Origin of the sequence: Roseovarius sp., from assembly GCF_040219995.1 — a bacterium.
GTDB lineage: Bacteria > Pseudomonadota > Alphaproteobacteria > Rhodobacterales > Rhodobacteraceae > Roseovarius.
Window position 1 is genome coordinate 496,428 of the sequence record NZ_JAVJUC010000014.1, and the last position, 26,145, is coordinate 522,572.

At 62.5% G+C, this 26,145-nt stretch carries 30 protein-coding genes; 28 read left to right on the forward strand and 2 right to left on the reverse strand.

Going from position 1 to position 26,145, the window contains the following annotated elements; translation table 11 throughout:
- The first annotated feature begins 30 nt into the window (after nt 1-30).
- The 28 genes from RID11_RS06635 (at nt 31) to nuoN (ending at nt 23,919) form a co-directional block, all read left to right on the forward strand.
- Complete coding sequence (locus RID11_RS06635; RefSeq protein WP_350136792.1) at nt 31-1,968, forward strand: acetyl/propionyl/methylcrotonyl-CoA carboxylase subunit alpha; 1,938 nt, start codon at nt 31-33, stop codon at nt 1,966-1,968.
- Complete coding sequence (locus tag RID11_RS06640; protein ID WP_350136794.1) at nt 1,965-2,621, forward strand: glutathione S-transferase family protein; 657 nt, start codon at nt 1,965-1,967, stop codon at nt 2,619-2,621. Before RID11_RS06635 ends, RID11_RS06640 begins: the two co-directional genes overlap by 4 nt.
- Before the next feature lie 2 nt (nt 2,622-2,623).
- Nucleotides 2,624-3,490: a hydroxymethylglutaryl-CoA lyase gene (locus RID11_RS06645; RefSeq protein ID WP_350136797.1), complete on the forward strand. Its 867-nt coding sequence runs from the start codon at nt 2,624-2,626 to the stop codon at nt 3,488-3,490.
- 52 nt (nt 3,491-3,542) lie between these two features.
- Nucleotides 3,543-4,325 carry a crotonase/enoyl-CoA hydratase family protein gene (locus RID11_RS06650; RefSeq protein WP_350136799.1) on the forward strand — a complete coding sequence of 261 codons (783 nt, stop codon included), beginning with the start codon at nt 3,543-3,545 and terminating at the stop codon, nt 4,323-4,325.
- 219 nt (nt 4,326-4,544) lie between these two features.
- A complete protein-coding gene (locus tag RID11_RS06655) occupies nt 4,545-4,910 on the forward strand; it encodes an NADH-quinone oxidoreductase subunit A (RefSeq protein ID WP_350136801.1) in 366 nt (121 codons plus the stop codon).
- Nucleotides 4,911-5,044: 134 nt separating this feature from the next.
- On the forward strand, nt 5,045-5,527 hold the full coding sequence (locus RID11_RS06660) for a NuoB/complex I 20 kDa subunit family protein (RefSeq protein ID WP_350137751.1): 483 nt from the start codon (nt 5,045-5,047) through the stop codon (nt 5,525-5,527).
- On the forward strand, nt 5,524-6,132 hold the full coding sequence (locus RID11_RS06665) for an NADH-quinone oxidoreductase subunit C (protein ID WP_350136803.1): 609 nt from the start codon (nt 5,524-5,526) through the stop codon (nt 6,130-6,132). The genes RID11_RS06660 and RID11_RS06665 overlap by 4 nt, the downstream gene beginning before the upstream one ends.
- The gene (locus tag RID11_RS06670; protein WP_350136805.1) at nt 6,129-6,335 is read left to right on the forward strand and encodes a hypothetical protein; all 207 of its coding nucleotides are present in this window, start codon (nt 6,129-6,131) and stop codon (nt 6,333-6,335) included. Before RID11_RS06665 ends, RID11_RS06670 begins: the two co-directional genes overlap by 4 nt.
- Nucleotides 6,335-7,552, forward strand: coding sequence for an NADH-quinone oxidoreductase subunit D (locus RID11_RS06675; RefSeq protein ID WP_350136807.1), 1,218 nt, complete (start codon nt 6,335-6,337; stop codon nt 7,550-7,552). The genes RID11_RS06670 and RID11_RS06675 overlap by 1 nt, the downstream gene beginning before the upstream one ends.
- Complete coding sequence (locus RID11_RS06680; RefSeq protein WP_350136810.1) at nt 7,552-8,334, forward strand: hypothetical protein; 783 nt, start codon at nt 7,552-7,554, stop codon at nt 8,332-8,334. The genes RID11_RS06675 and RID11_RS06680 overlap by 1 nt, the downstream gene beginning before the upstream one ends.
- Nucleotides 8,331-8,609: a hypothetical protein gene (locus tag RID11_RS06685; protein ID WP_350136812.1), complete on the forward strand. Its 279-nt coding sequence runs from the start codon at nt 8,331-8,333 to the stop codon at nt 8,607-8,609. The genes RID11_RS06680 and RID11_RS06685 overlap by 4 nt, the downstream gene beginning before the upstream one ends.
- 2 nt (nt 8,610-8,611) lie before the next feature.
- Entirely contained in the window at nt 8,612-9,814 is a 1,203-nt protein-coding gene (locus tag RID11_RS06690) for an NADH-quinone oxidoreductase subunit E (RefSeq protein ID WP_350136814.1), read from the forward strand.
- Nucleotides 9,815-9,849: 35 nt separating this feature from the next.
- Nucleotides 9,850-10,605: a helix-hairpin-helix domain-containing protein gene (locus RID11_RS06695; RefSeq protein ID WP_350136816.1), complete on the forward strand. Its 756-nt coding sequence runs from the start codon at nt 9,850-9,852 to the stop codon at nt 10,603-10,605.
- Nucleotides 10,606-10,617: 12 nt separating this feature from the next.
- Nucleotides 10,618-10,839 (forward strand): DUF5337 domain-containing protein, encoded by a 222-nt coding sequence (locus tag RID11_RS06700; protein ID WP_350136819.1) that lies wholly within the window; start codon nt 10,618-10,620, stop codon nt 10,837-10,839.
- A gap of 4 nt (nt 10,840-10,843) precedes the next feature.
- On the forward strand, nt 10,844-12,139 hold the full coding sequence (gene nuoF, locus RID11_RS06705; RefSeq protein ID WP_350136821.1) for an NADH-quinone oxidoreductase subunit NuoF: 1,296 nt from the start codon (nt 10,844-10,846) through the stop codon (nt 12,137-12,139).
- 32 nt (nt 12,140-12,171) lie between these two features.
- Complete coding sequence (locus RID11_RS06710; RefSeq protein ID WP_350136823.1) at nt 12,172-12,507, forward strand: hypothetical protein; 336 nt, start codon at nt 12,172-12,174, stop codon at nt 12,505-12,507.
- A 127-nt stretch (nt 12,508-12,634) separates the two neighbouring features.
- Complete coding sequence (locus RID11_RS06715; RefSeq protein ID WP_350136825.1) at nt 12,635-13,036, forward strand: DUF5333 domain-containing protein; 402 nt, start codon at nt 12,635-12,637, stop codon at nt 13,034-13,036.
- A 6-nt stretch (nt 13,037-13,042) separates the two neighbouring features.
- Complete coding sequence (gene nuoG / locus RID11_RS06720; RefSeq protein WP_350136828.1) at nt 13,043-15,031, forward strand: NADH-quinone oxidoreductase subunit NuoG; 1,989 nt, start codon at nt 13,043-13,045, stop codon at nt 15,029-15,031.
- 2 nt (nt 15,032-15,033) lie between these two features.
- Nucleotides 15,034-15,417, forward strand: a complete 384-nt coding sequence (locus tag RID11_RS06725; protein WP_350136830.1) for a YNQ4 family lipoprotein — start codon at nt 15,034-15,036, stop codon at nt 15,415-15,417.
- Between the two features lie 7 nt (nt 15,418-15,424).
- On the forward strand, nt 15,425-16,462 hold the full coding sequence (nuoH, locus tag RID11_RS06730) for an NADH-quinone oxidoreductase subunit NuoH (RefSeq protein WP_350136832.1): 1,038 nt from the start codon (nt 15,425-15,427) through the stop codon (nt 16,460-16,462).
- 3 nt (nt 16,463-16,465) lie between these two features.
- Nucleotides 16,466-16,960 (forward strand): NADH-quinone oxidoreductase subunit NuoI, encoded by a 495-nt coding sequence (gene nuoI, locus RID11_RS06735; RefSeq protein WP_080455937.1) that lies wholly within the window; start codon nt 16,466-16,468, stop codon nt 16,958-16,960.
- Nucleotides 16,957-17,370, forward strand: coding sequence for a carboxymuconolactone decarboxylase family protein (locus RID11_RS06740; protein ID WP_350136834.1), 414 nt, complete (start codon nt 16,957-16,959; stop codon nt 17,368-17,370). The genes nuoI and RID11_RS06740 overlap by 4 nt, the downstream gene beginning before the upstream one ends.
- Nucleotides 17,367-17,975, forward strand: a complete 609-nt coding sequence (locus RID11_RS06745) for an NADH-quinone oxidoreductase subunit J (RefSeq protein ID WP_350136836.1) — start codon at nt 17,367-17,369, stop codon at nt 17,973-17,975. The genes RID11_RS06740 and RID11_RS06745 overlap by 4 nt, the downstream gene beginning before the upstream one ends.
- A gap of 279 nt (nt 17,976-18,254) precedes the next feature.
- Nucleotides 18,255-18,539: a hypothetical protein gene (locus tag RID11_RS06750; RefSeq protein WP_350136837.1), complete on the forward strand. Its 285-nt coding sequence runs from the start codon at nt 18,255-18,257 to the stop codon at nt 18,537-18,539.
- The gene (gene nuoK / locus RID11_RS06755) at nt 18,536-18,841 is read left to right on the forward strand and encodes an NADH-quinone oxidoreductase subunit NuoK (protein ID WP_350136840.1); all 306 of its coding nucleotides are present in this window, start codon (nt 18,536-18,538) and stop codon (nt 18,839-18,841) included. The genes RID11_RS06750 and nuoK overlap by 4 nt, the downstream gene beginning before the upstream one ends.
- A gap of 4 nt (nt 18,842-18,845) precedes the next feature.
- The gene (gene nuoL / locus RID11_RS06760) at nt 18,846-20,918 is read left to right on the forward strand and encodes an NADH-quinone oxidoreductase subunit L (RefSeq protein ID WP_350136842.1); all 2,073 of its coding nucleotides are present in this window, start codon (nt 18,846-18,848) and stop codon (nt 20,916-20,918) included.
- Entirely contained in the window at nt 20,918-22,465 is a 1,548-nt protein-coding gene (locus tag RID11_RS06765) for an NADH-quinone oxidoreductase subunit M (RefSeq protein ID WP_350136844.1), read from the forward strand. The genes nuoL and RID11_RS06765 overlap by 1 nt, the downstream gene beginning before the upstream one ends.
- Before the next feature lie 17 nt (nt 22,466-22,482).
- Nucleotides 22,483-23,919, forward strand: a complete 1,437-nt coding sequence (gene nuoN / locus RID11_RS06770; protein WP_350136846.1) for an NADH-quinone oxidoreductase subunit NuoN — start codon at nt 22,483-22,485, stop codon at nt 23,917-23,919.
- A 337-nt stretch (nt 23,920-24,256) separates the two neighbouring features.
- Here nuoN and RID11_RS06775 read toward each other — a convergent pair whose 3' ends face one another.
- A complete protein-coding gene (locus RID11_RS06775; protein WP_502949343.1) occupies nt 24,257-25,228 on the reverse strand; it encodes a branched-chain amino acid ABC transporter permease in 972 nt (323 codons plus the stop codon).
- 5 nt (nt 25,229-25,233) lie between these two features.
- Nucleotides 25,234-26,121: a branched-chain amino acid ABC transporter permease gene (locus tag RID11_RS06780; protein WP_350136849.1), complete on the reverse strand. Its 888-nt coding sequence runs from the start codon at nt 26,119-26,121 to the stop codon at nt 25,234-25,236.
- Between the last annotated feature and the right edge of the window lie 24 nt (nt 26,122-26,145).

Genomic DNA, 26,145 nt, shown 5'->3' on the forward strand with positions numbered 1-26,145 from the left:
TTTGGCAAGATGAAGCAGGGGGCGTGCGCCATGTTTGAGCGGATTCTGGTGGCCAACCGGGGCGAGATTGCAGCCCGCGTGATGCGGACGGCGCAGGAGATGGGCGTCGAGGTGGTGGCGGTCTATTCCGATGCCGACCGCGGCGCGGCGCATGTGGCGATGGCGGATCTGGCGGTGCATATCGGCGGGTCGGCGCCGTCGGAGAGCTATCTCAAGGGCGAGGCGATCATCGCGGCGGCGCTGGAGACGGGGGCGGAGGCGATCCATCCCGGCTATGGGTTTCTGAGCGAGAACCCCGATTTCGTCGAGGCGGTAGAAGCGGCGGGGCTGGTGTTTATCGGCCCGTCGGCGGATGCGATTCGGGCGATGGGGCTCAAGGATGCTGCCAAGGCGCTGATGGAAGAGGCGGGCGTGCCGGTGGTGCCGGGTTATCATGGCAGCAATCAGGACCCTGAGCATCTGGCAGGCGCGGCCGACACGATAGGCTATCCGGTGCTGATCAAGGCCGTGGCGGGCGGCGGCGGCAAGGGCATGCGGCTGGTGGAGAAGCCACAGGATTTTGCCGATGCGCTGGAGAGCGCCCGAGGCGAGGCGCGCACCGCCTTTGGCAACGCGGACGTGTTGATCGAGAAATTCGTGGAAAAACCGCGCCATATCGAGGTGCAGGTGTTTGGCGACGGGAGCCGCGCGGTGCATCTGTTCGAGCGGGACTGCTCGCTTCAGCGCCGCCATCAGAAGGTGATCGAGGAGGCCCCGGCACCCGGCATGACGCCCGCGATGCGCGCCGCGATGGGGCAGGCAGCGGTGCGGGCGGCGGAGGCCATCGGATACGCGGGCGCGGGCACGGTGGAGTTCATCGTCGATGGCTCGGACGGGCTGCGCGCCGATAGGTTCTGGTTCATGGAGATGAACACGCGGTTGCAGGTCGAGCATCCGGTGACCGAGGCGATTACAGGCGTCGATCTGGTGGAGTGGCAGTTGCGGGTGGCCGCCGGAGAGGGGCTGCCTGCGCGGCAGGAGGAGCTGAGCATCACGGGCCATGCCTTTGAGGCGCGGCTCTATGCCGAGGATGTGCCCAAGGGGTTTCTGCCCGCGACAGGCAGGCTGTCGCATCTGGCCTTTCCGGCAGGTTGCCGCGCCGATAGCGGGGTGCGCGCGGGCGATGAGATCAGCCCGTTCTATGATCCGATGATCGCCAAGGTGATCACCCATGGCGCGACGCGCGCCGTGGCGCTGCGGCGGCTGGCGCGGGCGCTGGAGCGGACGGAAGTGGCGGGGACGGTGACCAATCTCGGCTTTCTCGGCGCGCTCGCACGGCATCCGGGGTTTGCGCGCGGCGATGTGGATACAGGGCTGATCGCGCGGGATATCGACGCTCTGGTGGTGGCTCCGGCACCCGGGCCGGGGGAGGTCGCACTGGCGGCCCTGGCCGGGCTGGCGCTGTTGGAGGAGGCACCGGAGGCGGCGGGCTTTATCCTCTGGCAACCGCTGGAGCGTGATGTGGTGTTGGTGTCGAACGGGGAAGAGGTGACGGTACGGCTGCGCACGCTGTCAGGCACCGCGCATGATCTGCGCGTGGGCGAGACATGGGTCGCCGCGCGGCGTGTGGACGGGCAATGGCGGCTGGACGGTCAGCCCGCGCCCGGGGTGGCGATGGATGGTACGCGGATCACGGTCTTTGCGCGATACGGGCTGTCCTTCGATCTGGTCGACCCATTGGCGCGGGACAGCGCGGCGGGGGGCGATGCGGCCTTGATCGAGGCACCGATGCCGGGGCTGGTCAAGGCGGTCTTTGCCAAGGCCGGAAAGGCGGTGACCAAGGGCGACCGGCTGGCGGTGCTGGAGGCGATGAAGATGGAGCATAGCCTGCTGGCCGCACGTGACGGTGTGGTGGCCGAAGTGCTGGTCGCGACAGGCGATCAGGTCAGCGCGGGGGCGGCGCTGGTGCGGTTGGAGGACGACACATGATCCGGCTGCATCATGTACCGCTGGCGCGCTCGCTGCGGGTGCTTTGGCTGCTGGAGGAGTTGGGGCTGGACTATGAGCTGCGCTATTACTCGATCCGCGACGGCTCGATGCGCAGTCCGGAGTTTCTGGCGCTGTCGCCCGCCGGGCGGGTTCCGGTGCTGGAGCATCAGGGTGCTGTCTGGGTGGAGAGTGCGGCCATCGTGCAGATGCTGTGCGAGACCTATCCCGATGCCGGGCTGATGCCGCCGCCGGGCCATCCGGAGCGCGCTCGGTTTCTGGAAATGCTGAGCCTGTCGGAGACGGTGGGCTGTCTGCTGGAAAACCTCAACCTCAATCAGGTGTTCCTGCGCCCGCCCGCGCGCCCGTCGCCCACGGTGGTGAAGCTGCTGAATGCCCGGCTGCGGGCGGTGCTGGCGGCAATGGAGGCGCGGCTGGAGGGCGATTACCTATTGCCCTCGGGGTTTTCGGCGGCGGATATCATGTTTGCCTACGGGTTCGAGCTGGCGCGGTATTATGTTGATCTGGAAGCCTATCCGCGTCTCATGGCGTATTGGGAGCGGCTGCGCGCGCGGCCCGGGTATGAAAGGGCCAAGGCGCGGGACGGCGAGCAGGATATCTATGCGCAGGCGTTCTATCCTGTGCCGGAGGAATGACCATGGCAGAGCGTGTTGAAATCTTCGAGGTCGGCCCGCGCGACGGGTTGCAGAACGAGGCGGCGCGAATTGCCACGCGCGACAAGATCGCGTTTGTGAACCTGCTGAGCGAGGCGGGGTTTGCGCGCATCGAGGTGGCGAGTTTCGTCAGCCCGAAATGGGTGCCGCAGATGGCCGACTCGGGAGAGGTGTTGCGCGGGATCAGGCGCGCGCCGGGGGTGCGTTATGCGGCCCTCACGCCGAATATGCGCGGGCTATCCGATGCGCTCGAGGCTGGGGCGGATGAGGTGGCGATCTTCGGCTCGGCCTCGGAGGGGTTCTCGAAGGCCAATATCAACGCCACGATCGACGAAAGCCTCGCGCGGTTCGCCCCGGTGCTGGAGGCGGCGGGGGCCGAGGGGCTGCGGGTGCGCGGCTATGTCTCCTGCGTGGTCGAGTGCCCCTATGACGGGCCGGTGGCCCCGGCGGCGGTGGTGCGCGTGGCCGAGGCGTTGTGGCAGATGGGATGCTACGAGATCAGCCTTGGCGACACCATCGGGCAGGGCAGGCCCGAGGCGGTCGATGCGATGCTGGCGGCGGTCTGTGATGCGCTGCCGGCGGAGCGGCTGGCCGGGCATTTCCACGACACGGGCGGGCGCGCGCTTGACAATATCGAGGTGGCACTGGCGCGTGGCCTGCGGGTGTTCGATGCGGCGGTCGGTGGTCTTGGAGGCTGTCCCTATGCGCCTGGTGCTGCGGGCAATGTGGCGACGGAAAAGGTGCATGAGCGTCTGACGGCGCTTGGATACCAGACCGGGCTCGACCCCGATATATTGTCCGAGGCGGTGGCTATGGCGCGGGCGATGCGGGGTAAGGCGCAAAAATCTTGAAAAGATTTTGGCAAATTTCTTTTGAAGAAATTTGGCGCGAGGAGGAGAGGGCATGACCGAGACGATCAGCATCGAGCGGGACGCGCGCGGTGTGGCCACACTTTGGCTGGACCGGGCCGAGAAGCACAACGCGATGTCGGCGCAGATGATCGCGGAGTTGCATCAGGCGGCCACGGATCTGGGGGCTGACGATGCCGTGCGAGTCGTGGTGCTGGCGGCCAGGGGCAAGACATTCTGCGCCGGGGGCGATCTGGGCTGGATGCGGGATCAGTTCGAGGCGGACCCGGAGGAGCGCGGGCGCGAGGCGGCAAAGCTGGCGCACATGCTACAGGCGCTCAACACCCTGCCGAAGCCGGTCATTGGCCGGGTGCAGGGCAATGCCTTTGGTGGCGGTGTCGGGGTGATGAGCGTCTGCGATGTGGTGATCGGGGTGGAGGCTGCGCAATTCGCGCTGACCGAGACGCGGCTGGGGCTGATCCCTGCCACGATCGGGCCTTATGTGGCGGCGCGCATGGGCGAGGCACGGGCGCGGCGCGTCTTCATGTCGGGGCGGCGGTTCGATGCGGTCGAGGCGGTGGATCTGGGGTTGCTGGCGCGGGTGGTGCCCGAGGCTGACCTTGATGCGGCGATCGAGGCCGAGGTCGCGCCCTATCTTGAGTGCGCGCCGGGGGCGGTGGCGCGGGCCAAGGCGCTGTTGCGGGATCTGGGGCCGAGGATCGACGAGGCGGTGATTGCGCGGACCGTCGACGCGCTCGCCGAGTGCTGGGCCGGGTACGAGGCCCCCGAGGGCATCGGCGCGTTTTTCGACAAGCGCGCGCCCCGCTGGCGGGGTTGAGTCGCGCGGATTTGCCGCGATGCGGCGAGGGCGGTCAGGTTTTCCGTCCAATTCGACCGGTTTGCGGCATACTATCGCATACATAAATGCAGATTCAGGCCTGCCGGGCGATCAAACCCGCGTACGCTTGGTTGACCCCATCAAGGGGCGGGTTTAAACCCGACATAGTCATGCAGCCATCTTGATGCGCCCGCGCCCGCGCATGAAAGGAGCCACCTCGTGGAAGAGATGCTGAGGGAATACCTCCCCATCCTGATTTTGCTGGCCATTGCCATAGGGCTCGGGCTGGTCCTGATCCTGGCGGCCGTGGTGCTGGCGGTTCGCAACCCCGACCCGGAAAAGCTGAGCGCCTATGAATGCGGTTTCAACGCCTTTGATGATGCGCGGATGAAGTTCGACGTGCGCTTTTATCTGGTGTCGATCCTGTTCATCATCTTTGACCTTGAGATTGTCCTGCTATTTCCATGGGCAGTCGCCTTTCAGGATCTGAGCATGGCGGCATTTTGGTCGATGATGGCGTTTCTGGCCGTACTGACCGCCGGATTCGCCTATGAATGGCGCAAGGGAGCGATGGAATGGCAGTGAACGATCAAGACGACGCAGTCGTGACCGAAACGCAGGGGCAGGGCCAAGGTGTCCAGAGCCCGCGCGTGAAATCCGCGCCGTCGAGCCTCGCCCCGGTTGAAGCCTATGAGCCGGGCGAGACCCGTGAGCCCGCGATGCAGGCGCTGAACGCCGAGTTGCAGGACAAGGGATTTCTGGTGACCTCGACCGAGGATATCATCAACTGGGCACGCACCGGCAGCCTGCACTGGATGACCTTTGGTCTGGCCTGCTGCGCGGTCGAGATGATGCACACCGCGATGCCGCGCTATGACGTGGAGCGGTTCGGCTTTGCGCCGCGCGCCAGCCCGCGTCAGTCCGATGTGATGATCGTGGCGGGCACGCTGACCAACAAGATGGCCCCGGCGCTGCGCAAGGTCTATGACCAGATGCCCGAGCCGCGCTACGTGATCTCGATGGGGTCCTGCGCCAATGGCGGCGGCTATTACCACTATAGCTATAGCGTGGTGCGCGGCTGTGACCGGATCGTGCCGGTCGATATCTATGTGCCGGGCTGCCCGCCGACCGCCGAGGCGCTGGTTTACGGCATCCTGCAATTGCAGCGCAAAATCCGCCGGACGGGGACGATCACGCGATGAGCAAGGCACTCAAGGAACTGGGCGCATATATCGAGGTCAAGCGCGGCGATTGCGTGCTGGGTTGGGATGTGACGCATGACGAGTTGAACGTCGATGTGGCGCTGCCGAACATCAGGGGGCTGATTGAGTTTCTCAAGACCGATCAAACCTGCGCGTTCTCGACGCTGGTCGATATTACGGCGGTGGACTATCCCGAGCGGCCCAAGCGGTTCGGCGTGGTCTATCATCTGCTGAGCATGTATCAAAACCACCGTGTCCGCCTGCGCGTCGCCACGCGCGAAGAGGACATGGTACCCTCGATCACCGAGATTTTCCCGTCGGCCAACTGGTTCGAGCGCGAGGTGTTCGACATGTTTGGCATCCTTTTCTCGGGTCATTCCGACCTGCGCCGCATCCTCACCGATTACGGCTTTCGCGGCCATCCGCTGCGCAAGGATTTCCCGACCACGGGCTATACCGAGGTACGCTATGACGAGGTGCAGAAGCGCGTCGTGTACGAGCCGGTGAAACTGGTGCAGGAATACCGACAATTCGATTTCATGTCGCCCTGGGAAGGGGCTGACTACATCCTTCCCGGCGATGAGAAGGAGGAGGGCGCGAAATGATGGGCAGTGGCTATGGCATGGGTGGCGGCGGTTTTCTCGTCATGCTGATCTTTGCGGTATTGGTCATCATTCCGTTCTGGAAGCTGTTGCCGAAATTCGGCATTCCCAGTTGGGTCAGCCTCGTGTCGATCATCCCTCTTGGGGCGCTGGTCCTGCTTTGGGTCATGGCGTTCCGCGACAAGCTTGACGGAGGACGCAGATAATGGACGGCTCCAAATTCGAAGACACCCTTACGGGTGAGCAGAAGATCCGCAACTTCAACCTTAACTTCGGCCCGCAACACCCTGCGGCGCATGGTGTTTTGCGGCTGGTTCTGGAATTGGACGGCGAGTTGGTCGAGCGGTGCGACCCGCATATCGGCCTGCTGCATCGCGGCACTGAAAAGCTGATGGAAAGCCGCACATACCTGCAGAACCTGCCCTATTTAGACCGGCTGGATTACGTGGCACCGATGAACCAGGAGCATGCCTGGTGTCTGGCGATAGAAAAGCTGACCGGTGTCGAGGTGCCGCGCCGCGCGAGCCTGATCCGGGTGCTTTATTCCGAGATCGGCCGTGTGCTGAACCACCTGCTGAATGTCACCACGCAGGCCATGGACGTGGGCGCGCTGACGCCGCCGCTCTGGGGGTTTGAAGAGCGTGAAAAGCTGATGGTGTTCTATGAGCGGGCCTGTGGCGCGCGGCTGCACGCGGCCTATTTCCGGCCCGGTGGCGTGCATCAGGACCTGCCGCCCGAATTGCTCGACGATATCGAGGAATGGGCCAAGGATTTCCCGCGTGTGCTCGATGATATCGACGGGATGCTGACGGAAAACCGCATCTTCAAGCAGCGCAATGCTGATATCGGCGTGGTCACGCAGCAGGAGGCGCTCGACTGGGGCTTTTCCGGCGTGATGGTGCGCGGCAGCGGCATGGCATGGGATCTGCGTCGCGCGCAGCCCTATGAATGCTATGACGAGTTCGATTTCCTCGTGCCGGTGGGCAAGAACGGCGATTGCTATGATCGCTACCTTGTGCGGATGGAGGAAATGCGCCAGAGCCTGCGGATCATTCATCAGGCCATCGAGAAACTGCGCGCACCCGAAGGGCAGGGCGATATCCTGTCGCGGGGCAAGGTGACGCCGCCCAAGCGCGGCGAGATGAAGCGCTCGATGGAGGCGCTCATTCATCACTTCAAGCTTTATACCGAAGGCTTTCGGGTGCCCGAAGGCGAGGTCTATTGCGCGGTCGAGGCGCCCAAGGGCGAGTTCGGCGTCTATCTGGTGGCGGATGGCACCAACCGGCCCTACCGCGCCAAGCTGCGCGCGCCGGGCTTCCTGCACTTGCAGGCGATGGACCATATCTCCAAGGGGCACCAACTGGCCGATATCGCGGCGATCATCGGCACGATGGATGTCGTCTTTGGGGAGATCGACCGGTAATGAATGCGGATTGGCTTGGACGCGCGGGGCGAATGGTGGCGGGGTGTTTCTCTGCCGGGCTGCTCGCTGGCGCGGCACAGGCGCAACCCGTGCCCTCGGAGCGGATTGAGGCCTTTGTCGCGGTGATGGCCGAGCATGGCTGCCGGATGTCGCCGTTTCGCGCCGATGAGGTGATGCCGGATGCGGGCTTTGACGACAAGGCCGAGACCAAGGCGATCACCGAACAGCTGATCACCGAGGAGCGCGCGCGCATTCTCGACGGGCAACTCATGGTATTTGGCGGGGCCTGCGGCGGCAAGCTGGATTATTCCGGGCGCGAGCGGTTCTTTGCGGCGATTGCCGACAATAACTGCGTGATGACGATCGACGAGGCCAAGCTGTTGTTGCCCCGCGTGGGCGTCGAGATGACCGAGGTGCAGTTGTTGATGGACAAGATGCTGCGCATGTCGGAAATTCGCCTGTCTTCGGATGAAACCGCGGTGTTTCTCGAAGAGAGCCTGTGCCAGAAGTTCAAGGGGCTTTCGCCACAGATGATGGCGAGCACGCCCGAGACGGCGGTGGAACCGCGCAGCCGGGATGTGCTGCGGGCCGACTTCATCGCCTATATGCAGGGTGTGGGCTGCTCGCTCGGGCGGACCGAGGCGGATCGGCAGTTGCCCGCCGCCGGGTTTACCACCAAGGAGTTGCGCCCGGTGATCGGTGCGATGATAGAGGCGGGCGAGGCGGAGATGAACGTCGCCGATGACAGCCTGACGATTTCAGAGGAGTTGTGCCCGCGATGAGCCGGATTTTTCCTGCGTTGGGGCTGCTTGGCCTGACCGCTGCCTGCGCGCTGCCGCCCGAGGGGGTGAGCGAGGCCGCTCTGTCGCGCTACGATGCGGCGGTGAGCAGCCTGGGCTGCACCATTGTGACCGAACCGGATTACCTGGCCGCCGGTATTCAGACCGGCCTCACGCGCGAGCAATTGCTTGAGGTGACTGCTTACAAACTTTCCTCCGGTGCCGCCGAACGGCTGCCCGACGGGGGCATCAAACTGACCACAGGAGCCTGTGCCTGAGAATGCTACGTCGTCTCTATCATGACCAGCCCGAGAGCTTTGCCTTCAGCCCCGCCAATCAGGCCTGGGCCGAGGGGCAGATCAGCAAGTATCCCGAGGGGCGGCAGGCAAGCGCGGTCATCCCGCTCTTGTGGCGCGCGCAGGAGCAGGAGGGCTGGCTGAGCCGCCCGGCGATCGAGCATGTCGCCGACATGCTGGATATGGATTATATCCGCGCGCTCGAGGTCGCGACCTTCTACTTCATGTTCCAGCTGCAACCGGTTGGCAGCGTTGCACATTTCCAGATTTGCGGCACCACAAGCTGCATGATCTGCGGGGCCGAGGATCTGATCGGCGTCTGCAAGGACAAGATCGCCGCCAACCCGTATGAGCTGTCGGCGGATGGCAAGTTTTCCTGGGAAGAGGTGGAATGCCTCGGGGCTTGCGCGAATGCGCCGATGGCGCAGATCGGCAAGGATTACTACGAGGATCTGACCGCCGAACGCTTTGCCGAGATCATCGACGAACTCGCGGCGGACAAGGTGCCGACACCCGGACCGCAGAACGGGCGCTATGCGTCGGAGCCCACGGCGGGGCTCACCAGCCTTGCTGATTTCGAGAGCGGGCGGGCGAAGTACAATGCCAGCGTGCAGCGTGCCGTGGATCAGGGCGATACCATCAAGCGGATTGACGGCTCAGAGGTTCCGCTCCTGACACCGTGGCGTGACAGGGGCGCGATGCATCAGCCTGCCGCCCCCTCGGTCAAGATCAATGACGAACCGGTCGAGATCCGTCCGAAGGTCGATCCGGCCACGCCTGTGGACAAGACCGGCTCGACCATTCGCGAGGCGCAGGCCAAAACCAAGGCCAAGCCCGAGGCGTCTGCGGCCGCGAAGCCGGTTCAGGAACCGAAAGAGCCCGAGGCCGAGGCCGGGCAGGGCAGCAAGCCCGAGACGCTGGAGGCCCCGCGCGAGGGCAAAGCGGATGATCTGAAGATGATCAAGGGGGTTGGTCCCAAGCTCGAGGCGCTGCTGCACAAGCTTGGGTTCTACCACTTCGATCAGATTGCGAGTTGGACGGAGGATGAGGTCAGTTGGGTCGATCAGAACCTTGAAGGTTTCAAGGGGCGGGTCAGCCGTGACAACTGGGTTGAGCAGGCGAAACTGCTGGCTGACGGCAAAGAGACGGAGTTCTCTGCCCGGGCCAAGAAAGGCGAGGTCTATTGAACGCGCCTGCTTGATCAACAGAGGGGGTTATCATCATGTCTGATACGTCGAAACTGAGCACTTGCCAGATCGTTTGCTGGGGTCTTGCGGTGCTGACCGGGATAGTGGTTCTTTGGTCCGCTGCCGGATCTGTCGGGTTCTTTGCCGCGCTGCTCCTTGCGGCGGCTTTTGCGGTCTTTCTGGGTCTCGCGATCACGCGGCTCGTCTGCACGGGCTACGGTGCCGAGGATCGCGGTGTTCAGTCGCACGACGTGAAAGAGGCGGTGCGCCAGTTGACCGGGATCACCGGCTACAAGGCCCCGTTCGACGAGGATGAAGAGCCTGCGCCCGCGGCGGCAAAGTCAGCCCCGGCAAAATCGGCGGCCAAGCCCGAAGCAGGCGCGCCCGTGAAATCGGGCACAGTTCTGGAGGGCGAAAAGGAACTGGCCGAGCGCAAGGGCGAATGGAAATACGGCGAAGAGGCCCAATCGGCGGCCCCTGCCGTCACGGATGAGGAAGATGTCGGCACCCGCCCCGAGGCGCTTAGTGCGCCCAAGGGTGGACAGGCCGACGATTTGAAACAGATCAAGGGTGTGGGCCCGAAGCTTGAAAAACTGTGCAACGAGTTGGGCTTTTACCATTTCGACCAGATCGCGGGCTGGAGTGCCGACGAGGTGGCCTGGGTCGATGCCAACATCAAGGGTTTCAAGGGTCGGGTGAGCCGCGATAACTGGGTCGAACAGGCCAAGGTCCTGGCTGCGGGCGGAGAGACGGAATTCTCCAAACGTGTCGAGGGCGGCGACGTATATTGACGAAGATGGACGATGTCGAACAAGGACGCAGAAACCGCCCGCAAGGGCCGCTTTACCGCGATGGTGATCGCGGGCACGGGCGTGTTCTGGGTTCTGGCGACCTTCATCGGCGGCGAAATGGGGCTCAGCCAGCGCGTGCGCGCGCTGTTTGACCTGATGGCATTGGCGGGGTTCATCTGGGCCCTTGTCTTGATCTACCAAATCTGGCGTGCGCGTCAGGACAATCAGGGGTAACGGGATGCTGAAAGACGAAGACCGTATCTTTACCAATCTCTACGGGATGCATGACCGCAGCCTCAAGGGCGCGCAGGCACGTGGCCATTGGGACGGGACGGCGACAATCCTGCAGAACGGTCGCGCCTGGATCGTCGATCAGATGAAGGCGAGCGGGCTGCGCGGACGTGGCGGCGCGGGCTTTCCCACGGGGCTCAAGTGGTCGTTCATGCCCAAGGAAAGCGACGGACGGCCCGCCTATCTGGTGGTCAATGCCGATGAGTCGGAGCCCGGCACCTGCAAGGACCGCGAGATCATGCGCCATGATCCGCACACGCTGGTCGAGGGCTGTCTGATCGCCAGTTTCGCGATGAATGCGCATGCCTGCTATATCTACATTCGCGGCGAGTATATCCGCGAGAAAGAGGCGCTGCAGGCCGCCATCGACGAGGCCTATGACGCCGGGCTGGTGGGCCGCAATGCCTGCAAATCTGGCTGGGATTTCGACATCTACCTCGTGCATGGCGCGGGGGCGTATATTTGCGGCGAGGAAACCGCGCTGCTCGAAAGCCTTGAGGGCAAGAAGGGCATGCCGCGGATGAAGCCGCCGTTCCCGGCTGGGGCGGGGCTTTATGGCTGCCCCACAACCGTGAACAACGTCGAATCCATCGCCGTGGTACCGACCATACTGCGGCGCGGGCCGGAATGGTTCTCGAGTTTTGGCCGGGCCAATAACGCGGGCACCAAGATTTTCGCGATCTCGGGCCATGTGAATAACCCCTGCGTGGTCGAGGAGACCATGTCGATCTCCTTCGAGGAGTTGATCGAGCGGCATTGCGGTGGCATCCGTGGCGGCTGGGACAATCTCAAGGCAGTCATTCCGGGCGGGTCTTCGGTGCCCTGCGTGCGCGGCGAGAACATGAAAGACGCGATCATGGATTTCGACGCGCTCAAGGAGGTGGGGTCGAGCCTCGGCACTGCCGCCGTGATCGTGATGGACAAGGACACCGACATCATCAAGGCGATCTGGCGTCTGTCGAAATTCTACAAGCATGAAAGCTGCGGTCAGTGCACACCCTGCCGCGAGGGCACCGGCTGGATGATGCGGGTGATGGACCGTCTGGTACGCGGCGAGGCCGAGGTTGAGGAGATCGACATGCTGTTCCAGGTGACCAAGCAGGTCGAGGGGCATACGATCTGTGCCTTGGGCGATGCGGCGGCCTGGCCGATTCAGGGCCTGATCCGCAATTTCCGCGACGAGATTGAGGACCGGATCAAGGCCAAGCGGGCCGGGCGCGTGAGCGCCGTGGCAGCGGAGTGACTGGTTTGAAGACACACGGGACCATAACAGGCATGCTACGGGGCGCGGGGATCGTTGCGCTTTCGCTGGTGATGCTGGCAGGCTGTGCCGACCGCGAAGAGCGTGTCATTTTCGATGGCAACTACTATCCTGCCAAGAGCAAGGGCGAGAAGGCGGAGCGTCGTGACTTCACCGCCTCGGTGCGGCGCGTGTCGCGGGGGCCTGAGGGGGCGCAAAAGGCCGTTTTGCACGAGGCAACGCGTTATTGCCTGCAGAATTTCGGCACGTCCGAGATCGCATGGGCCGATGTGCCTGCGGGTGGTGAGGGGCCGGTCTATGCCCGCTCGGGCGATAGCCTGTCGGTGAGCGGACGCTGCATCATATGGTGAAACCACGCATCATATCAGGGGCTTGTCCTGCATGTTATTGCATGACAGGTGCCTGCATATCCATCTCTGGCGGAAAAGGGGTGCTGGTCTCTGCGCGCCCTGCCATCCGCGTGAAAGGAGATTTGTGATGCGTGTGATTGCTTTTGGCGTTCTGGTGCTTGCACTTGGGGCAGGCTCGGTCCAGTCCAAACCGGGTCTGGCCAGTGAAACGGATATCAATGCGGGCCTTCTGGCCGTCGGGATTGCCGACGAAATCCGCAAGAATTGTGACAGTATCGGCGGTCGTGTCATCAAGGCGTTGTTCTACATGAACAGTCTGAAGCAGCGCGCGCGAGAGCGGGGCTACAGTGAGGCCGAGATCGACGCCTATGTGGATAACAAGGCTGAGAAAAGAAAGATGCGCCACAAGGGCGAAGCCTACATGGCCGCCAAGGGCGTCGACCCTGAAAAACCCGAAACATTCTGCGATCTGGGGCGGGCGGAAATCGCTGCCGACACCCCGATCGGGAAGTTCCTGACAGAAGAGTAGACGGATATGGCTGACCTGCGAAAGATCATCATCGACGATCAGGAGATCGAGGTCGAGGGCGCGATGACCCTCATTCAGGCCTGCGAAGAGGCCGGAGTCGAGATTCCACGCTTTTGCTACCATGAGCGGCTGTCGATCGCGGGCAACTGCCGGATGTGTCTGGTCGAGGTCGTCGGCGGCCCGCCGAAACCGGCGGCAAGCTGCGCGATGCAGGTCAAGGACTTGCGGCCCGGCCCCGAGGGTCAGGCGCCGGTGGTCAAGACCAACTCGCCGATGGTCAAGAAGGCGCGCGAGGGGGTGATGGAGTTCCTGCTCATCAACCATCCGCTCGATTGCCCGATCTGCGATCAGGGCGGTGAATGCGACCTTCAGGATCAGGCGATGGCCTATGGTGTGGATTTCAGCCGCTACCGCGAGCCCAAGCGCGCGACCGAGGATCTCGATCTCGGCCCACTGGTCGAGACGCATATGACGCGCTGCATCTCCTGCACCCGCTGCGTGCGCTTTACCACCGAGGTGGCAGGCGTGAACGTGATGGGGCAGACGGGGCGCGGCGAGGATGCCGAGATCACCACCTATCTGGGAGAGATCATCGACAGCAACCTTCAGGGCAACATCATCGACCTGTGCCCGGTTGGGGCGCTGGTGTCGAAGCCCTATGCGTTTACCGCGCGCCCGTGGGAATTGACCAAGACCGAGACCATCGACGTGATGGACGCGCTCGGGTCGTCCATCCGCGTGGATTGCAAGGGGCGCGAAGTGATGCGCATCCTGCCGCGCAACCATGACGGCACCAACGAGGAATGGATTTCCGACAAGACGCGCTTTGTCTGGGACGGGCTGCGTCGTCAGCGTCTGGACCGGCCCTATATCCGCGAGAATGGCAAGCTGCGCGGCGCGACATGGGGTGAGGCTCTGGGCAAGGTTGCCGAGGCGATCAAGGGCGCGAAAAAGCTGACCGGTTTGGTCGGCGATCTGGCCCCGGTCGAGGCGGTTTATGCGCTCAAGGGCCTGATCGAAGGGCAGGGCGGCACGGTCGAGTGCCGCACCGACAAGGCCCGGCTGCCTGCGGGCAACCGCAGCGCCTATGTTGGCAATGTTGCCGTGGAAGAGCTTGATACCGCAAAGAACTTCATCCTAATCGGCACCGATCCGAGCGTTGAGGCACCGGTGCTGAATGCGCGTATCCGCAAGGCCTGGATCAGCGGGGCGGAGGTTACCGTGGTCGGCCCCAAGGTGGATCTGACCTATGACTATACCCATGCTGGCACTGACCGGGCGGCGCTTGACGGGTTGAGCGCGCCTGAGGATGCTATCGTGATCGTCGGGCAGGGTGCGCTGCAAGAGGCCGATGGCGAGGCGGTGATCGCCACAGCGCAGGCGCTGGCGGGCCGTGTGCTGGTACTGCACACCGCCGCCGCCCGCGTCGGGGCGCTGGACGTGGGTGCCGTGACCGAGGGCGGGCTGGATGCCGCCATCGACGGCGCGGACGTGATCTATAACCTCGGGGCCGACGAGGTCGAGATCGCAGACGGCCCGTTCGTGATCTATCAGGGCAGCCACGGTGACCGGGGCGCGCATCGCGCCGATGTGATCCTGCCGGGGGCCGCCTATACCGAGGAACAGGGTCTGTTCGTCAATACCGAAGGCCGCCCGCAACTGGCGCTGCGTGCAGGCTTTGCGCCCGGCGAGGCCAAGGAGAACTGGGCGATCCTGCGGGCGCTGTCGGGCGAGATCGGCGCGACACTACCCTATGACAGCGTGGCGCAGCTGCGTCAGGCGCTGGTCAAGGATGTGCCGCATCTGAAAAAGATCGACCAAGTGCCGGAAAATGAATGGCAGCCGCTACCCAAGGCCAAGCTGGGCAAGGCCGATTTCCGACTTGCGATCAAGGATTTCTACCTGACCAACCCGATCGCGCGGTCGAGCGAACTGATGGCGGAATTGAGTGCCAACGCCAAGGCCCGCGCCAATCAACCGATGGCGGCAGAGTGAAAATGGCGGCTGCGATCATAACGCCTCTGGCGCTCGCGCTCACGGGTTGTGCCGAACCGGGCGCGCAGACCGCGTTTCAGCCTGAGTATCAGGGCATCGAGACGCGGCTGCTGGATGGTGATCTGGTGAATTTCCACGTCACCATGCGGGGTGCGCGAGATGCAGAGGACGTGGACCGCTACGCCGAATGCGCCGCCGCGCAGTACACGCTGATCCGGGGCTACGGTTTTGCGCGTCACCTGCGTACGAATGTGAGTGAAGAGGGTGGCATCTGGCAGGGCGATGCGGTTTATACGGTCTCGGCGGCGCTGCCGCGTGGCCTAAAGACGATCGACGCCGAAGTCACGGCCGCGAACTGCGCGGAAAACGGAATACCGATGGTGTGAGGACCTGATGGCTGAATTCTTGACTACCCCGCTCGGGACCTTGGTACTCATCGTGGCGCAATGCCTTTCGGTGGTGGGCTTTGTCATGGTCTCCTTGCTGTTCCTGGTTTACGGCGACCGTAAGGTCTGGGCCGCCGTGCAGATGCGGCGCGGCCCCAATGTCGTGGGTGTCTGGGGCCTGTTACAGACCGTGGCCGACGCCTTGAAATACGTGGTCAAGGAAATCGTCGTGCCGGCGGGGGCCGACAAGGCGGTGTTCATGCTCGCCCCGATGACAAGTTTCGTGCTGGCGATCCTCGCCTGGGCGGTGATCCCGTTCAACGAAGGCTGGGTGCTGTCGGATATAAACGTGGCCGTGCTCTTCGTCTTTGCCGTCTCCTCGCTGGAGGTTTACGGCGTGATCATGGGCGGATGGGCCTCGAACTCCAAATATCCCTTCCTCGGAAGCCTGCGCTCTGCCGCGCAGATGATCTCCTATGAGGTCTCGATTGGTCTCATCATCATCGGGGTGATCATCTCTACCGGCTCGCTGAATTTTGGGGCCATCGTGGCGGCGCAGGATACGGCCTATGGCTTTTTCGGCTGGTACTGGCTGCCGCATCTGCCGATGGTGTTCCTGTTCTTCATCTCGGCGCTCGCCGAGACCAACCGCCCGCCGTTCGACCTGCCGGAGGCCGAATCGGAACTGGTGGCGGGCTATCAGGTGGAATATTCCTCGACGCCGTTCCTGCTGTTCATGGCTGGCGAGTATATCGCCATCTTCCTGATGTGCGCGCTCACGTCGCTGTTGTTCTTCGGCGGCTGGCTGTCGCCCATTCCGGGCCTGCCCGATGGCGTGGTCTGGATGGTCGGCAAGATGGCGTTCTTCTTCTTCATCTTCGCCATGGTCAAGGCGATCACCCCGCGCTATCGCTACGACCAATTGATGCGCATCGGCTGGAAAGTGTTCCTGCCCATGTCGATCGGCTGGGTCGTGATCGTGGCGTTCCTTGCGAAATTCGAAGTGCTCGGCGGGTTCTGGGCCCGTTGGGCGATTGGAGGCTGATCCATGACGCAGATCGATTACGGACGCGCGGCGGGGTACTTCCTGCTGACCGATGTTTTCAAGGGGTTCAAGCTGGGGCTGAAATACTTCTTCGCGCCCAAGGCGACGCTGAACTACCCGCATGAAAAAGGCCCGCTTTCCCCGCGGTTTCGCGGCGAGCATGCGCTGCGCCGTTATCCCAATGGCGAGGAACGCTGCATCGCCTGCAAGCTGTGTGAGGCGATCTGCCCGGCGCAGGCGATCACCATCGACGCCGAGCCGCGCGATGACGGCAGCCGCCGCACGACGCGTTATGACATCGACATGACCAAGTGCATCTATTGCGGCTTCTGTCAGGAGGCCTGCCCGGTCGATGCTATCGTCGAGGGGCCGAATTTCGAGTTTGCCACCGAGACCCGCGAAGAGCTGTTCTATGACAAGGCCAAGTTGCTGGCGAATGGTGATCGGTGGGAGGCGGAGATCGCCCATAACCTCGAACTGGATGCACCCTACAGATGAGCGATCCAACCAACCCCTTCGAGATGATGATGCGTCAGGCGCAGGAAATGGCCAAGGCGATGAACCCCGCGCTTGAGAGCTTTTCGCCCAAGGGGTTCGAGGCGCTCTGGCCGACGATGCCCAAGGAGTTCATGGAAATGAGCTTTGGCAAGGGCATCAACAAGGAGGGGCTCGATGCCAAGACGCGGCTGTTGATCACGCTTGCGGGGTTGACGATGCTGGGCGCGCAAAGCGATACGCAGATTCGAATGACCGTGCGCCATGCGCTCGAGGCGGGCGCGACCAAGGATGAGATTGCCGAGACCATCGCGCAGATGGCGATGTTTGCCGGTATCCCCTCGATGACCCGCGCGATGGAGTTCGCGCGCGAGGTGATGGACGGTGAAGACGAGAAAGGATCACAGAAATGACGATTGCGGCGATGTCCTTTTACCTCTTTGCCGTCGCCCTGCTGACCGGGGGGCTGTTCACCGTGATCAGCCGCAACCCGGTGCATTCGGTGCTCTGGCTGATCCTTTCCTTCATCAGCGCGGCTGGGCTTTTTGTTCTGCTCGGTGCGGAGTTTGTGGCGATGCTGCTGATCATCGTCTACGTCGGCGCGGTCGCGGTGCTGTTCCTCTTCGTGGTGATGATGCTCGACGTGGATTTCGCCGAGTTGAAGGCGGAGATGGCGAAATACATGCCCCTTGCGCTGCTGATCGGGGTGATCCTCTTGATGCAGTTCGGCCTTGCCTTCGGCAACTGGACCATGGCCGACGGGGCAGAGGCGGCGCGCCGCTCTGTCACGCCTGAGGGGGTCGAGAATACCGCCGCCCTTGGGATGCTGCTTTATGACAAATACTTCATTCTGTTCCAGCTTGCCGGGCTGATCCTGCTGGTGGCGATGATCGGGGCGATTGTTCTGACGCTGCGGCACCGCACGGATGTCAAGCGGCAGGACGTGCTGGCGCAGATGTATCGCGATCCGGCCAAGGCGATGGAATTGCGGGATGTGAAGCCGGGGCAGGGGCTGTGAAGTGAGTAAAGCGTTAGATCAAGTCCGACTCGACTGGCAAACCTTTTGTGTGTCAGCGAATTGGGACTCACCTGATCCTCATGACATCAGTAAATTTTGCGATCTAGCGAAGCGAGTTATGGGGGAGAATGAAAAGCTGTTTCCGAAGTTCTTATTCAACTCGCTTACAGAGGAACAACTAGCGAGCGTTTTTGGAAAGCAACTGGTGGCCATCTCAAGTTGGACGCAAGGCCAGCTTAGCGCGGATGAATGCGAGAAGTTTCTAGGGGGTAAAATACAATGAGCCAAGTTTCCGAGGAACTTAAAGAAAAGTTTCGTGTGTTTGTGGAATGCTCGAATCCTACTAGCCTGCACGCACTTGATGAGGGTCGCCTCTATGATTGCTTGGTTGATCTTTTTGCCGAGGGTCATGACGTTGATGAGCATTTGATCGCGAGCATTTGGCCTTCGAAAACACTAGAAGGTTTGGGCGGCGATCCCGCCAAGAGCGACTACGTGCGTCGTCGCGCCGAGCAAGCGGCAAATGTGGCAGGGCAAGTGCTTAAGAAATGGAGCACAAGATGATCGGACTTGAACATTATCTCACGGTGGCGGCGGCCTTGTTCGTGATAGGCATCTTTGGCCTGTTTCTGAACCGCAAGAACGTGATCATCCTGCTGATGTCGATCGAACTGATGCTCTTGTCGGTCAATATCAACCTTGTCGCCTTTTCGTCCTTTCTGGGTGATCTGGTGGGGCAGGTGTTCACGCTCTTCGTGCTGACCGTCGCCGCCGCCGAGGCCGCCATCGGCCTTGCCATCCTCGTCTGTTTCTTCCGCAATCGCGGCACCATCGCCGTCGAAGATATCAACGTGATGAAAGGCTGAAGCCATGGAATCCATCCTCCTCTTCGCGCCTCTCGTCGGGGCGATCATCGCGGGTTTCGGCTGGCGCATCATTGGCGATCAGGGCGCGCAATGGGTCACGACCGGGCTGCTCTTTCTCTCGGCGCTGCTGAGCTGGATCGTGTTCCTCGGCCACGACGGGGTGACCGAGCAGATCCACATTCTGGATTGGGTGCAATCGGGCACGCTCGACACGGCATGGGCGATCCGGATGGACCGGCTGACGGCGATCATGCTGATCGTGATCACCACCGTCTCGGCGCTCGTGCATCTCTATTCCGTCGGCTACATGGCGCATGACGAGAATTTCCGTGACAACGAGAGCTACCGGCCGCGCTTTTTCGCGTATCTGTCGTTCTTTACCTTCGCGATGCTGATGCTGGTGACCTCGGACAACCTGTTGCAGATGTTCTTCGGCTGGGAAGGCGTGGGCGTCGCGTCTTACCTTCTGATTGGCTTCTATTATCGCAAGCCAAGCGCCAATGCTGCGGCGATCAAGGCGTTCGTGGTCAACCGGGTGGGCGATTTCGGGTTCGCGCTCGGGATCATGGCGCTCTACTTCCTCGTCGACTCGATCAAGCTTGACGATGTGTTCGCCGCCGCACCGGAACTGGCGGAAACGCAGCTGACCTTCCTGTGGACGGAGTGGAACGCGGCCAACCTGATCGCTTTCCTGCTGTTCGTGGGCGCGATGGGGAAATCCGCGCAGCTCTTCCTGCACACATGGCTGCCCGACGCGATGGAAGGCCCGACCCCGGTCTCGGCGCTTATCCACGCGGCGACCATGGTGACGGCGGGCGTGTTTTTGGTCTGCCGCATGTCGCCGCTGATGGAATACGCGCCCGAGGCGATGACATTCGTGGTGTTCCTCGGCGCCTCGACCGCGTTTTTCGCCGCGACCGTGGGCCTCGTGCAGAACGACATCAAGCGGGTGATTGCCTATTCGACCTGTAGCCAGCTTGGCTACATGTTCGTGGCGGCGGGCGTGGGCGTCTATTCGGTGGCGATGTTCCACCTCTTCACGCACGCGTTCTTCAAGGCGATGCTGTTCCTCGGGGCCGGGTCGGTGATCCACGGCATGCATCACGAGCAGGACATGCGCAACTATGGCGGTCTGCGCAAGAAGATGCCCTATACGTTCTACGCCATGCTGATCGGCACGCTGGCGATCACGGGTGTGGGCATTCCGCTCACCGGCTGGATCGGGTTTGCCGGCTTTGCCTCGAAGGACGCGGTGATCGAGAGCGCCTATGTGGGCAGCGCAGGCGGCTATGCCTTCTGGATGCTGGTGATCGCGGCGCTCTTTACCAGCTTTTATAGCTGGCGGCTGATGTTCCTCACCTTCTTTGGTGAGGCACGTGGCGACAGACACACCCATGAGCATGCCCATGAAAGCCCGATGGTGATGATCGCGCCGCTTGGCGTGCTGGCGCTTGGCGCGGTCTTTGCCGGGGCGATCTGGTATGGCAGCTTCTTCGGCAAGCCCAACGAGGTGATCAAGTTCTTCGGCGGCAGCTATGGCGAGCCCACGGCGGAACTGGTCGAGGCCGTGGCCGAGCGCAGCCCCAAGGCGTCGGAACTGCATTACGTGATGGAGAGTGGACCGGGCGAGGCGGCGATCTACATGGCGCCCGAGAACACCGTGCTGCACGAGGCGCATTACGTGCCCACCTGGGTCAAGCTGTCGCCGTTTGGCGCGATGCTGATCGGCCTTGTCACCGCGCTGTGGTTCTATGTCTGGGATCCGGCGATGCCCAAACGCGTGGCCGAGACCAACCGTCCGCTTTACCTCTTCCTGCTCAACAAGTGGTATTTCGACGAGATCTACGACTTCATCTTTGTCCGCCCCGCCAAGGCGCTCGGGCAGTTGCTGTGGAAGCGCGGCGACGGTGACGTGATCGACGGATCGCTAAACGGGGTGGCCATGGGGCTGATCCCCCGTCTCACCCGTCTCGCGGGCCGGGCGCAGTCGGGCTACATCTTCACCTATGCCTTTGCCATGGTGATCGGGATCGCGATCCTGGTCACCTGGATGACGATCTTCGGGGGGGCCAACTGATGGACAACCTGCTTTCCATTGTGACCTTCATTCCGGCGGTGGCGGCGGCGATCCTCGCGATCTTCCTGCGTGGTGAGGACGAGGCGGCGCAGAAGAACGCCAAATGGGTGGCGATGATCGCCACGACGCTGACATTCCTTGTGTCGCTGTTCATCCTGTTCGATTTCGACCCTTCGAATACCGGCTTTCAGTTCGTCGAGGAGCGTGAGTGGCTCTTGGGTCTGAAATACAAAATGGGCGTTGACGGGATCAGCGTGCTCTTCGTGATGCTGACCACCTTCATGATGCCGCTGACAATTGCGGCGTCGTGGAACGTGAAAAGCCGCGTCAAGGAATACATGATCGCGTTCCTGATCCTCGAGACGCTGATGCTGGGCGTGTTCGTGGCGCTCGATCTGGTGCTCTTTTACCTGTTCTTCGAGGCGGGGCTCATCCCGATGTTCCTGATCATCGGCATCTGGGGCGGCGCGGCGCGGATCTACGCCTCGTTCAAGTTCTTCCTCTACACCTTCCTCGGCTCGGTGCTGATGCTGGTGGCGATGGTGGCGATGTTCGCGGATGCGGGCACCACCGACATCCCGTCGCTCCTGCGGCATGAATTTGCCTCCGAGAGCTTCTCGCTGCTGGGTATTCACATCGTCGGCGGCATGCAGACGCTGATGTTCCTCGCGTTCTTCGCCTCCTTCGCGGTGAAAATGCCGATGTGGCCGGTGCACACCTGGCTGCCCGATGCGCACGTGCAGGCCCCGACTGCGGGCTCGGTCGTGCTGGCGGCGATCCTTTTGAAGATGGGCGTCTACGGCTTCCTGCGCTTCTCGCTGCCGATGTTTCCGGTGGGGTCCGAGGTGCTGACGCCGCTGGTTCTGTGGATGTCGGCGATTGCCATCGTTTACACATCGCTGGTGGCCTTGGCACAGGAAGACATGAAGAAGCTGATCGCCTACTCGTCCGTTGCCCATATGGGCTATGTCACGATGGGTATTTTCGCGGCCAATCAGCAGGGGCTCGACGGGGCGATCTTCCAGATGCTCAGCCACGGCTTCATCTCGGGCGCGCTCTTTCTCTGCGTCGGCGTGATCTATGACCGGATGCACACCCGCGAGATTGACGCCTATGGCGGCCTGGTGAACCGGATGCCGGCCTATGCGCTGATCTTCATGTTCTTCACCATGGCGAATGTCGGCCTGCCGGGCACATCCGGCTTTATCGGCGAGTTCCTGACGCTGGTGGGCGTGTTCCAGGTGAACACATGGGTGGCGGCGGTCGCGACCACGGGGGTGATCCTGTCGGCGGCCTATGCGCTCTGGCTCTATCGTCGGGTGGTGTTCGGGGATCTCATCAAGGAGAGCCTCAAGACGATCACCGACATGAGCAAACGCGAGCGGGCGATCTTTGCGCCGCTGGTGGTGATGACGCTGCTGCTCGGGGTTTATCCCCGGCTGGTCACCGATATCACCGGCCCCTCGGTCGAGGCGCTGATTTCCAACGTAGAGACGGCACAGGCGGTGGCACAGGCCAGCAGCCAGGTCGCCGTCGCGGACCACTGAACCGGAGGCCCTGAGACATGCAGGCTGATCTGAACGTAATCCTGCCGGAGATCGTGATTTCCGTCTATGCCATCGCGGCGCTTCTGTTCGCGGCCTATTCCGGCAAGGACAAGATGGCGGGGATGCTGGTCTGGCTCACGGCGGCGCTCTTTGCGGTGATGGCGCTGTGGATCGGGGCGTCCTCGGGCGGAGGCACGCGCACGGCGTTCGGCGGCATGTTCAACGATGACGGCTTTGCCCGCTTTGCCAAGGTGACGATCCTGCTGTCGGCGGGGGCGGTGCTTGTGCTCGGGCAGGAATACATGGCGCGCCGCGATATCCTGCGTTTCGAGTATCCGCTTCTCGTGGCGCTCGCTGTCGTGGGCATGATGGTCATGGTCAGCGCGGGCGACCTGATGGCGCTCTACATGGGGCTGGAGCTGCAATCGCTGGCGCTTTATGTCGTGGCCTCCCTGCGCCGCGACAGTGCCAAATCGACCGAGGCGGGGCTCAAGTATTTCGTGCTGGGCGCGCTGTCGTCGGGCCTGCTGCTCTACGGGGCCTCGCTGACCTATGGCTATGCGGGCACGACGCTGTTTTCGGGGATCATCGACGCGGCAGACGGGCAGGCGCCGATTGGCCTGCTGCTGGGGCTGGTCTTTGTGCTGGCCGGTCTGGCGTTCAAGATTTCCGCCGTGCCGTTCCACATGTGGACGCCCGATGTCTATGAGGGCGCACCGACGCCGATCACCGCGTTTTTCGCCACGGCCCCCAAGGTGGCGGCAATGGCACTCGTTGCGCGCGTCGTGCATGACGCCTTTGGCGAGGTGGTGGGCGACTGGCAACAGGTGCTCGCGATGCTGAGCCTGCTGTCGATGTTCCTCGGTGGCATCGCGGCGATCGGGCAGACCGATATCAAGCGGCTGATGGCCTATTCGTCGATCGCGCATATGGGCTATGCGCTGATGGGGCTGGCGGCAGGCACGGTGTTCGGCGTGCAGGCGATGCTGATCTACATGGCGATTTATGTCACGATGAATGTCGGCACCTTCGCCTTCATCCTGTCGATGGAGCGCGATGGGCAGCCGGTCACGGATATCCGCGCGCTTAACATGTATTCCAAGGCGCAGCCGGGGCGCGCGCTTGCGATGCTGATCCTTCTCTTCAGCCTTGCCGGTGTGCCGCCGCTTCTGGGCTTTTTCGGCAAGCTCTACGTGCTGCGCGCGGCCTATGAGGGCGGGCTGGCCTGGCTCGCCGTGGCCGGGGTTGTCGCCTCGGTGATCGGGGCGTTCTATTACCTGCGCATCGTGTTCTACATGTATTTCGGCGAAGAGGGCGAGGGGCTGGAAACCGGCCGTTCGCCGGTGCAATGGGCCTTCCTGATGGCCTCGGCGGCGGTGATGCTGCTGGGCATCGTCAACATGTTCGGCGTCGAGACCATGGCACAGGCCGCGGCCGCGACGCTGGTCAACTAGGTGTGGCCGGCCACGGCCTGAACGAGCGGTGACGCGCCCGGTTCGGGCGCGCCGATTTAATGCGTCGAGCGAATGACCGACGTCCAAAAAAAACAGTCAGTTCTACTGATGCTCAGCAGGCGCAACATTGACGGGAAGGCCGGCCTCTGGACTTTCGCTGTGGGCACAACCCTATCGCGAGGCGCTGTGAAAGCCGTCATTCCAGATGCACTCGGGTATCACCTCTGCGGCGTCTGAGAAGAATATGTCAGTTGACCTTCAAGCCTTACGTGCCTGTTGTCAGCTCACCCAAGCTATCAGTTGTATGCCACGCCCCGGATAAAATCAGCAAAACCGATCAAAGCGATTTCTTGAACCAGCGCGCTAGGACTCCCACAATTCCTTCCCGGAACGTCAGCACCGCGATGACAAAGATCACACCCTGAATGATCGTGACCCACGCACCGAAGGTTGCAAGATAGTTCTGCATCGTCACGATGATGCCTGCGCCGATCAGCGGTCCGAATATCGTGCCCATGCCGCCCAGCAGGGTCATCAGCACGACCTCGCCCGACATCGACCAGTGCACATCGGTTAGCGTCGCCAACTGGAACACCTGGCTCTTGGTGGCGCCGGCCACACCCGCCATCGTCGCCGACAGCGTGAACACCATGAGCTTGTAGCGGTTGACGTCGTAGCCGAGCGATATGGCGCGCTGTTCGTTCTCGCGGATCGCCTTGAGCACCTGCCCAAAAGGCGAATGCACGATCCGGTAGAGCATCAGGATGCCGCCGAAGGTGACCACCAGCACGAAGAAATAAAGCGCCATGTTGTCGGCCAGCGGGATCAGGCCGAAGAGGTCGCCGCGCGGCACGCTCTGCAAGCCGTCTTCGCCGCCGGTGAAATCCGCCTGCAGCGCGATGAAATAGACCATCTGCGCAAAAGCGAGCGTCACCATGGCGAAATAGATCCCTTGCCTGCGGATTGCCAGCGATCCGATGACGAGGCCCAGCACGCCCGCCGCCGCGGCGCCGCACAGGACCGACAGTTCCGGGTTCAGGCCCCAGACCTTGGCGGCATGCGCCGCGACATAGCTCGCGCTGCCGAAATAGGCGGCATGGCCGAAGGACAACAGCCCACCAAAGCCCAGAAGCAGATTGAACGCCGCCGCGAACAGGGCAAAGCACATCACCTTCATCGCGAAGACCGGATAGACGAAGAATGGCAGCGCGATCAGAAAGACCAGCAGGACGGCAAAGATGATCTTGTGTAGCATCGGCATGCCGGCGGTTTGCGCCGCGGGTGCGGTCTCTGTCGTCGTATCGTTCATAGCCATCAGGTGGGCCTCCCGAACAGTCCTTCAGGTTTGATCATCAGTACGATTGCCATGATGACGAAAATCACGACGGCTGATCCTTCAGGGTAGAACACCCGGGTCAGACCCTCGACGATGCCGAGCATGTAGCCGGTCAGGATCGCACCCATGATCGACCCCATGCCGCCGATCACGACGACGGCGAAGACGACGATGATCAACTGCTCGCCCATCGTCGGATTGACCGAGTAGATCGGCGCGGCCAGCACGCCGGCGAACCCGGCCAGGGCCACGCCGAACCCGTAGGTCAGTGTGATCATCAGCGGCACGTTCACCCCGAAGGCCCCGACCAGCACCGGGTTTTCCGTGCCGGCGCGCAGATAGGCGCCGAGCCGTGTCTTCTCGATCATGAACCACGTGCCAAAGCATACGAGGACCGAAGCGACGACCACCCATCCCCGATAGTTGGGCAGGAACATGAATCCCAGATTCTGCCCGCCCTCCAATGCCTCCGGGATCTGGTAAGGCAGACCCGACACGCCATAGTAATTGCGGAACAGCCCCTGGATGATCAGCGCCAGACCGAAGGTCAGCAACAGCCCGTACAGGTGATCGAGGTGATAGAGACGCTGCAACATCGTGTGTTCCAGCACCATCCCGAAGGCGCCCACGATCAGCGGTGCGAGGATCAGCGCGGGCCAATAGCCGATGCCAAGATAGTTCAGCAGCATCCAGGCGACGAAGGCCGCCGCCATGTAGAGCGCGCCATGCGCGAAATTGATGATGTTGAGCAGTCCGAAGATCACGGCAAGACCCAGAGACAGCACCGCGTAGAACGACCCGTTGATCAGCCCCAGCAGAAGCTGGCCCAGCAGGACCTGCGGCGGTATTCCCAGAAGCTCGAACATTGCGGCTATCCTTGGATTGGTCTC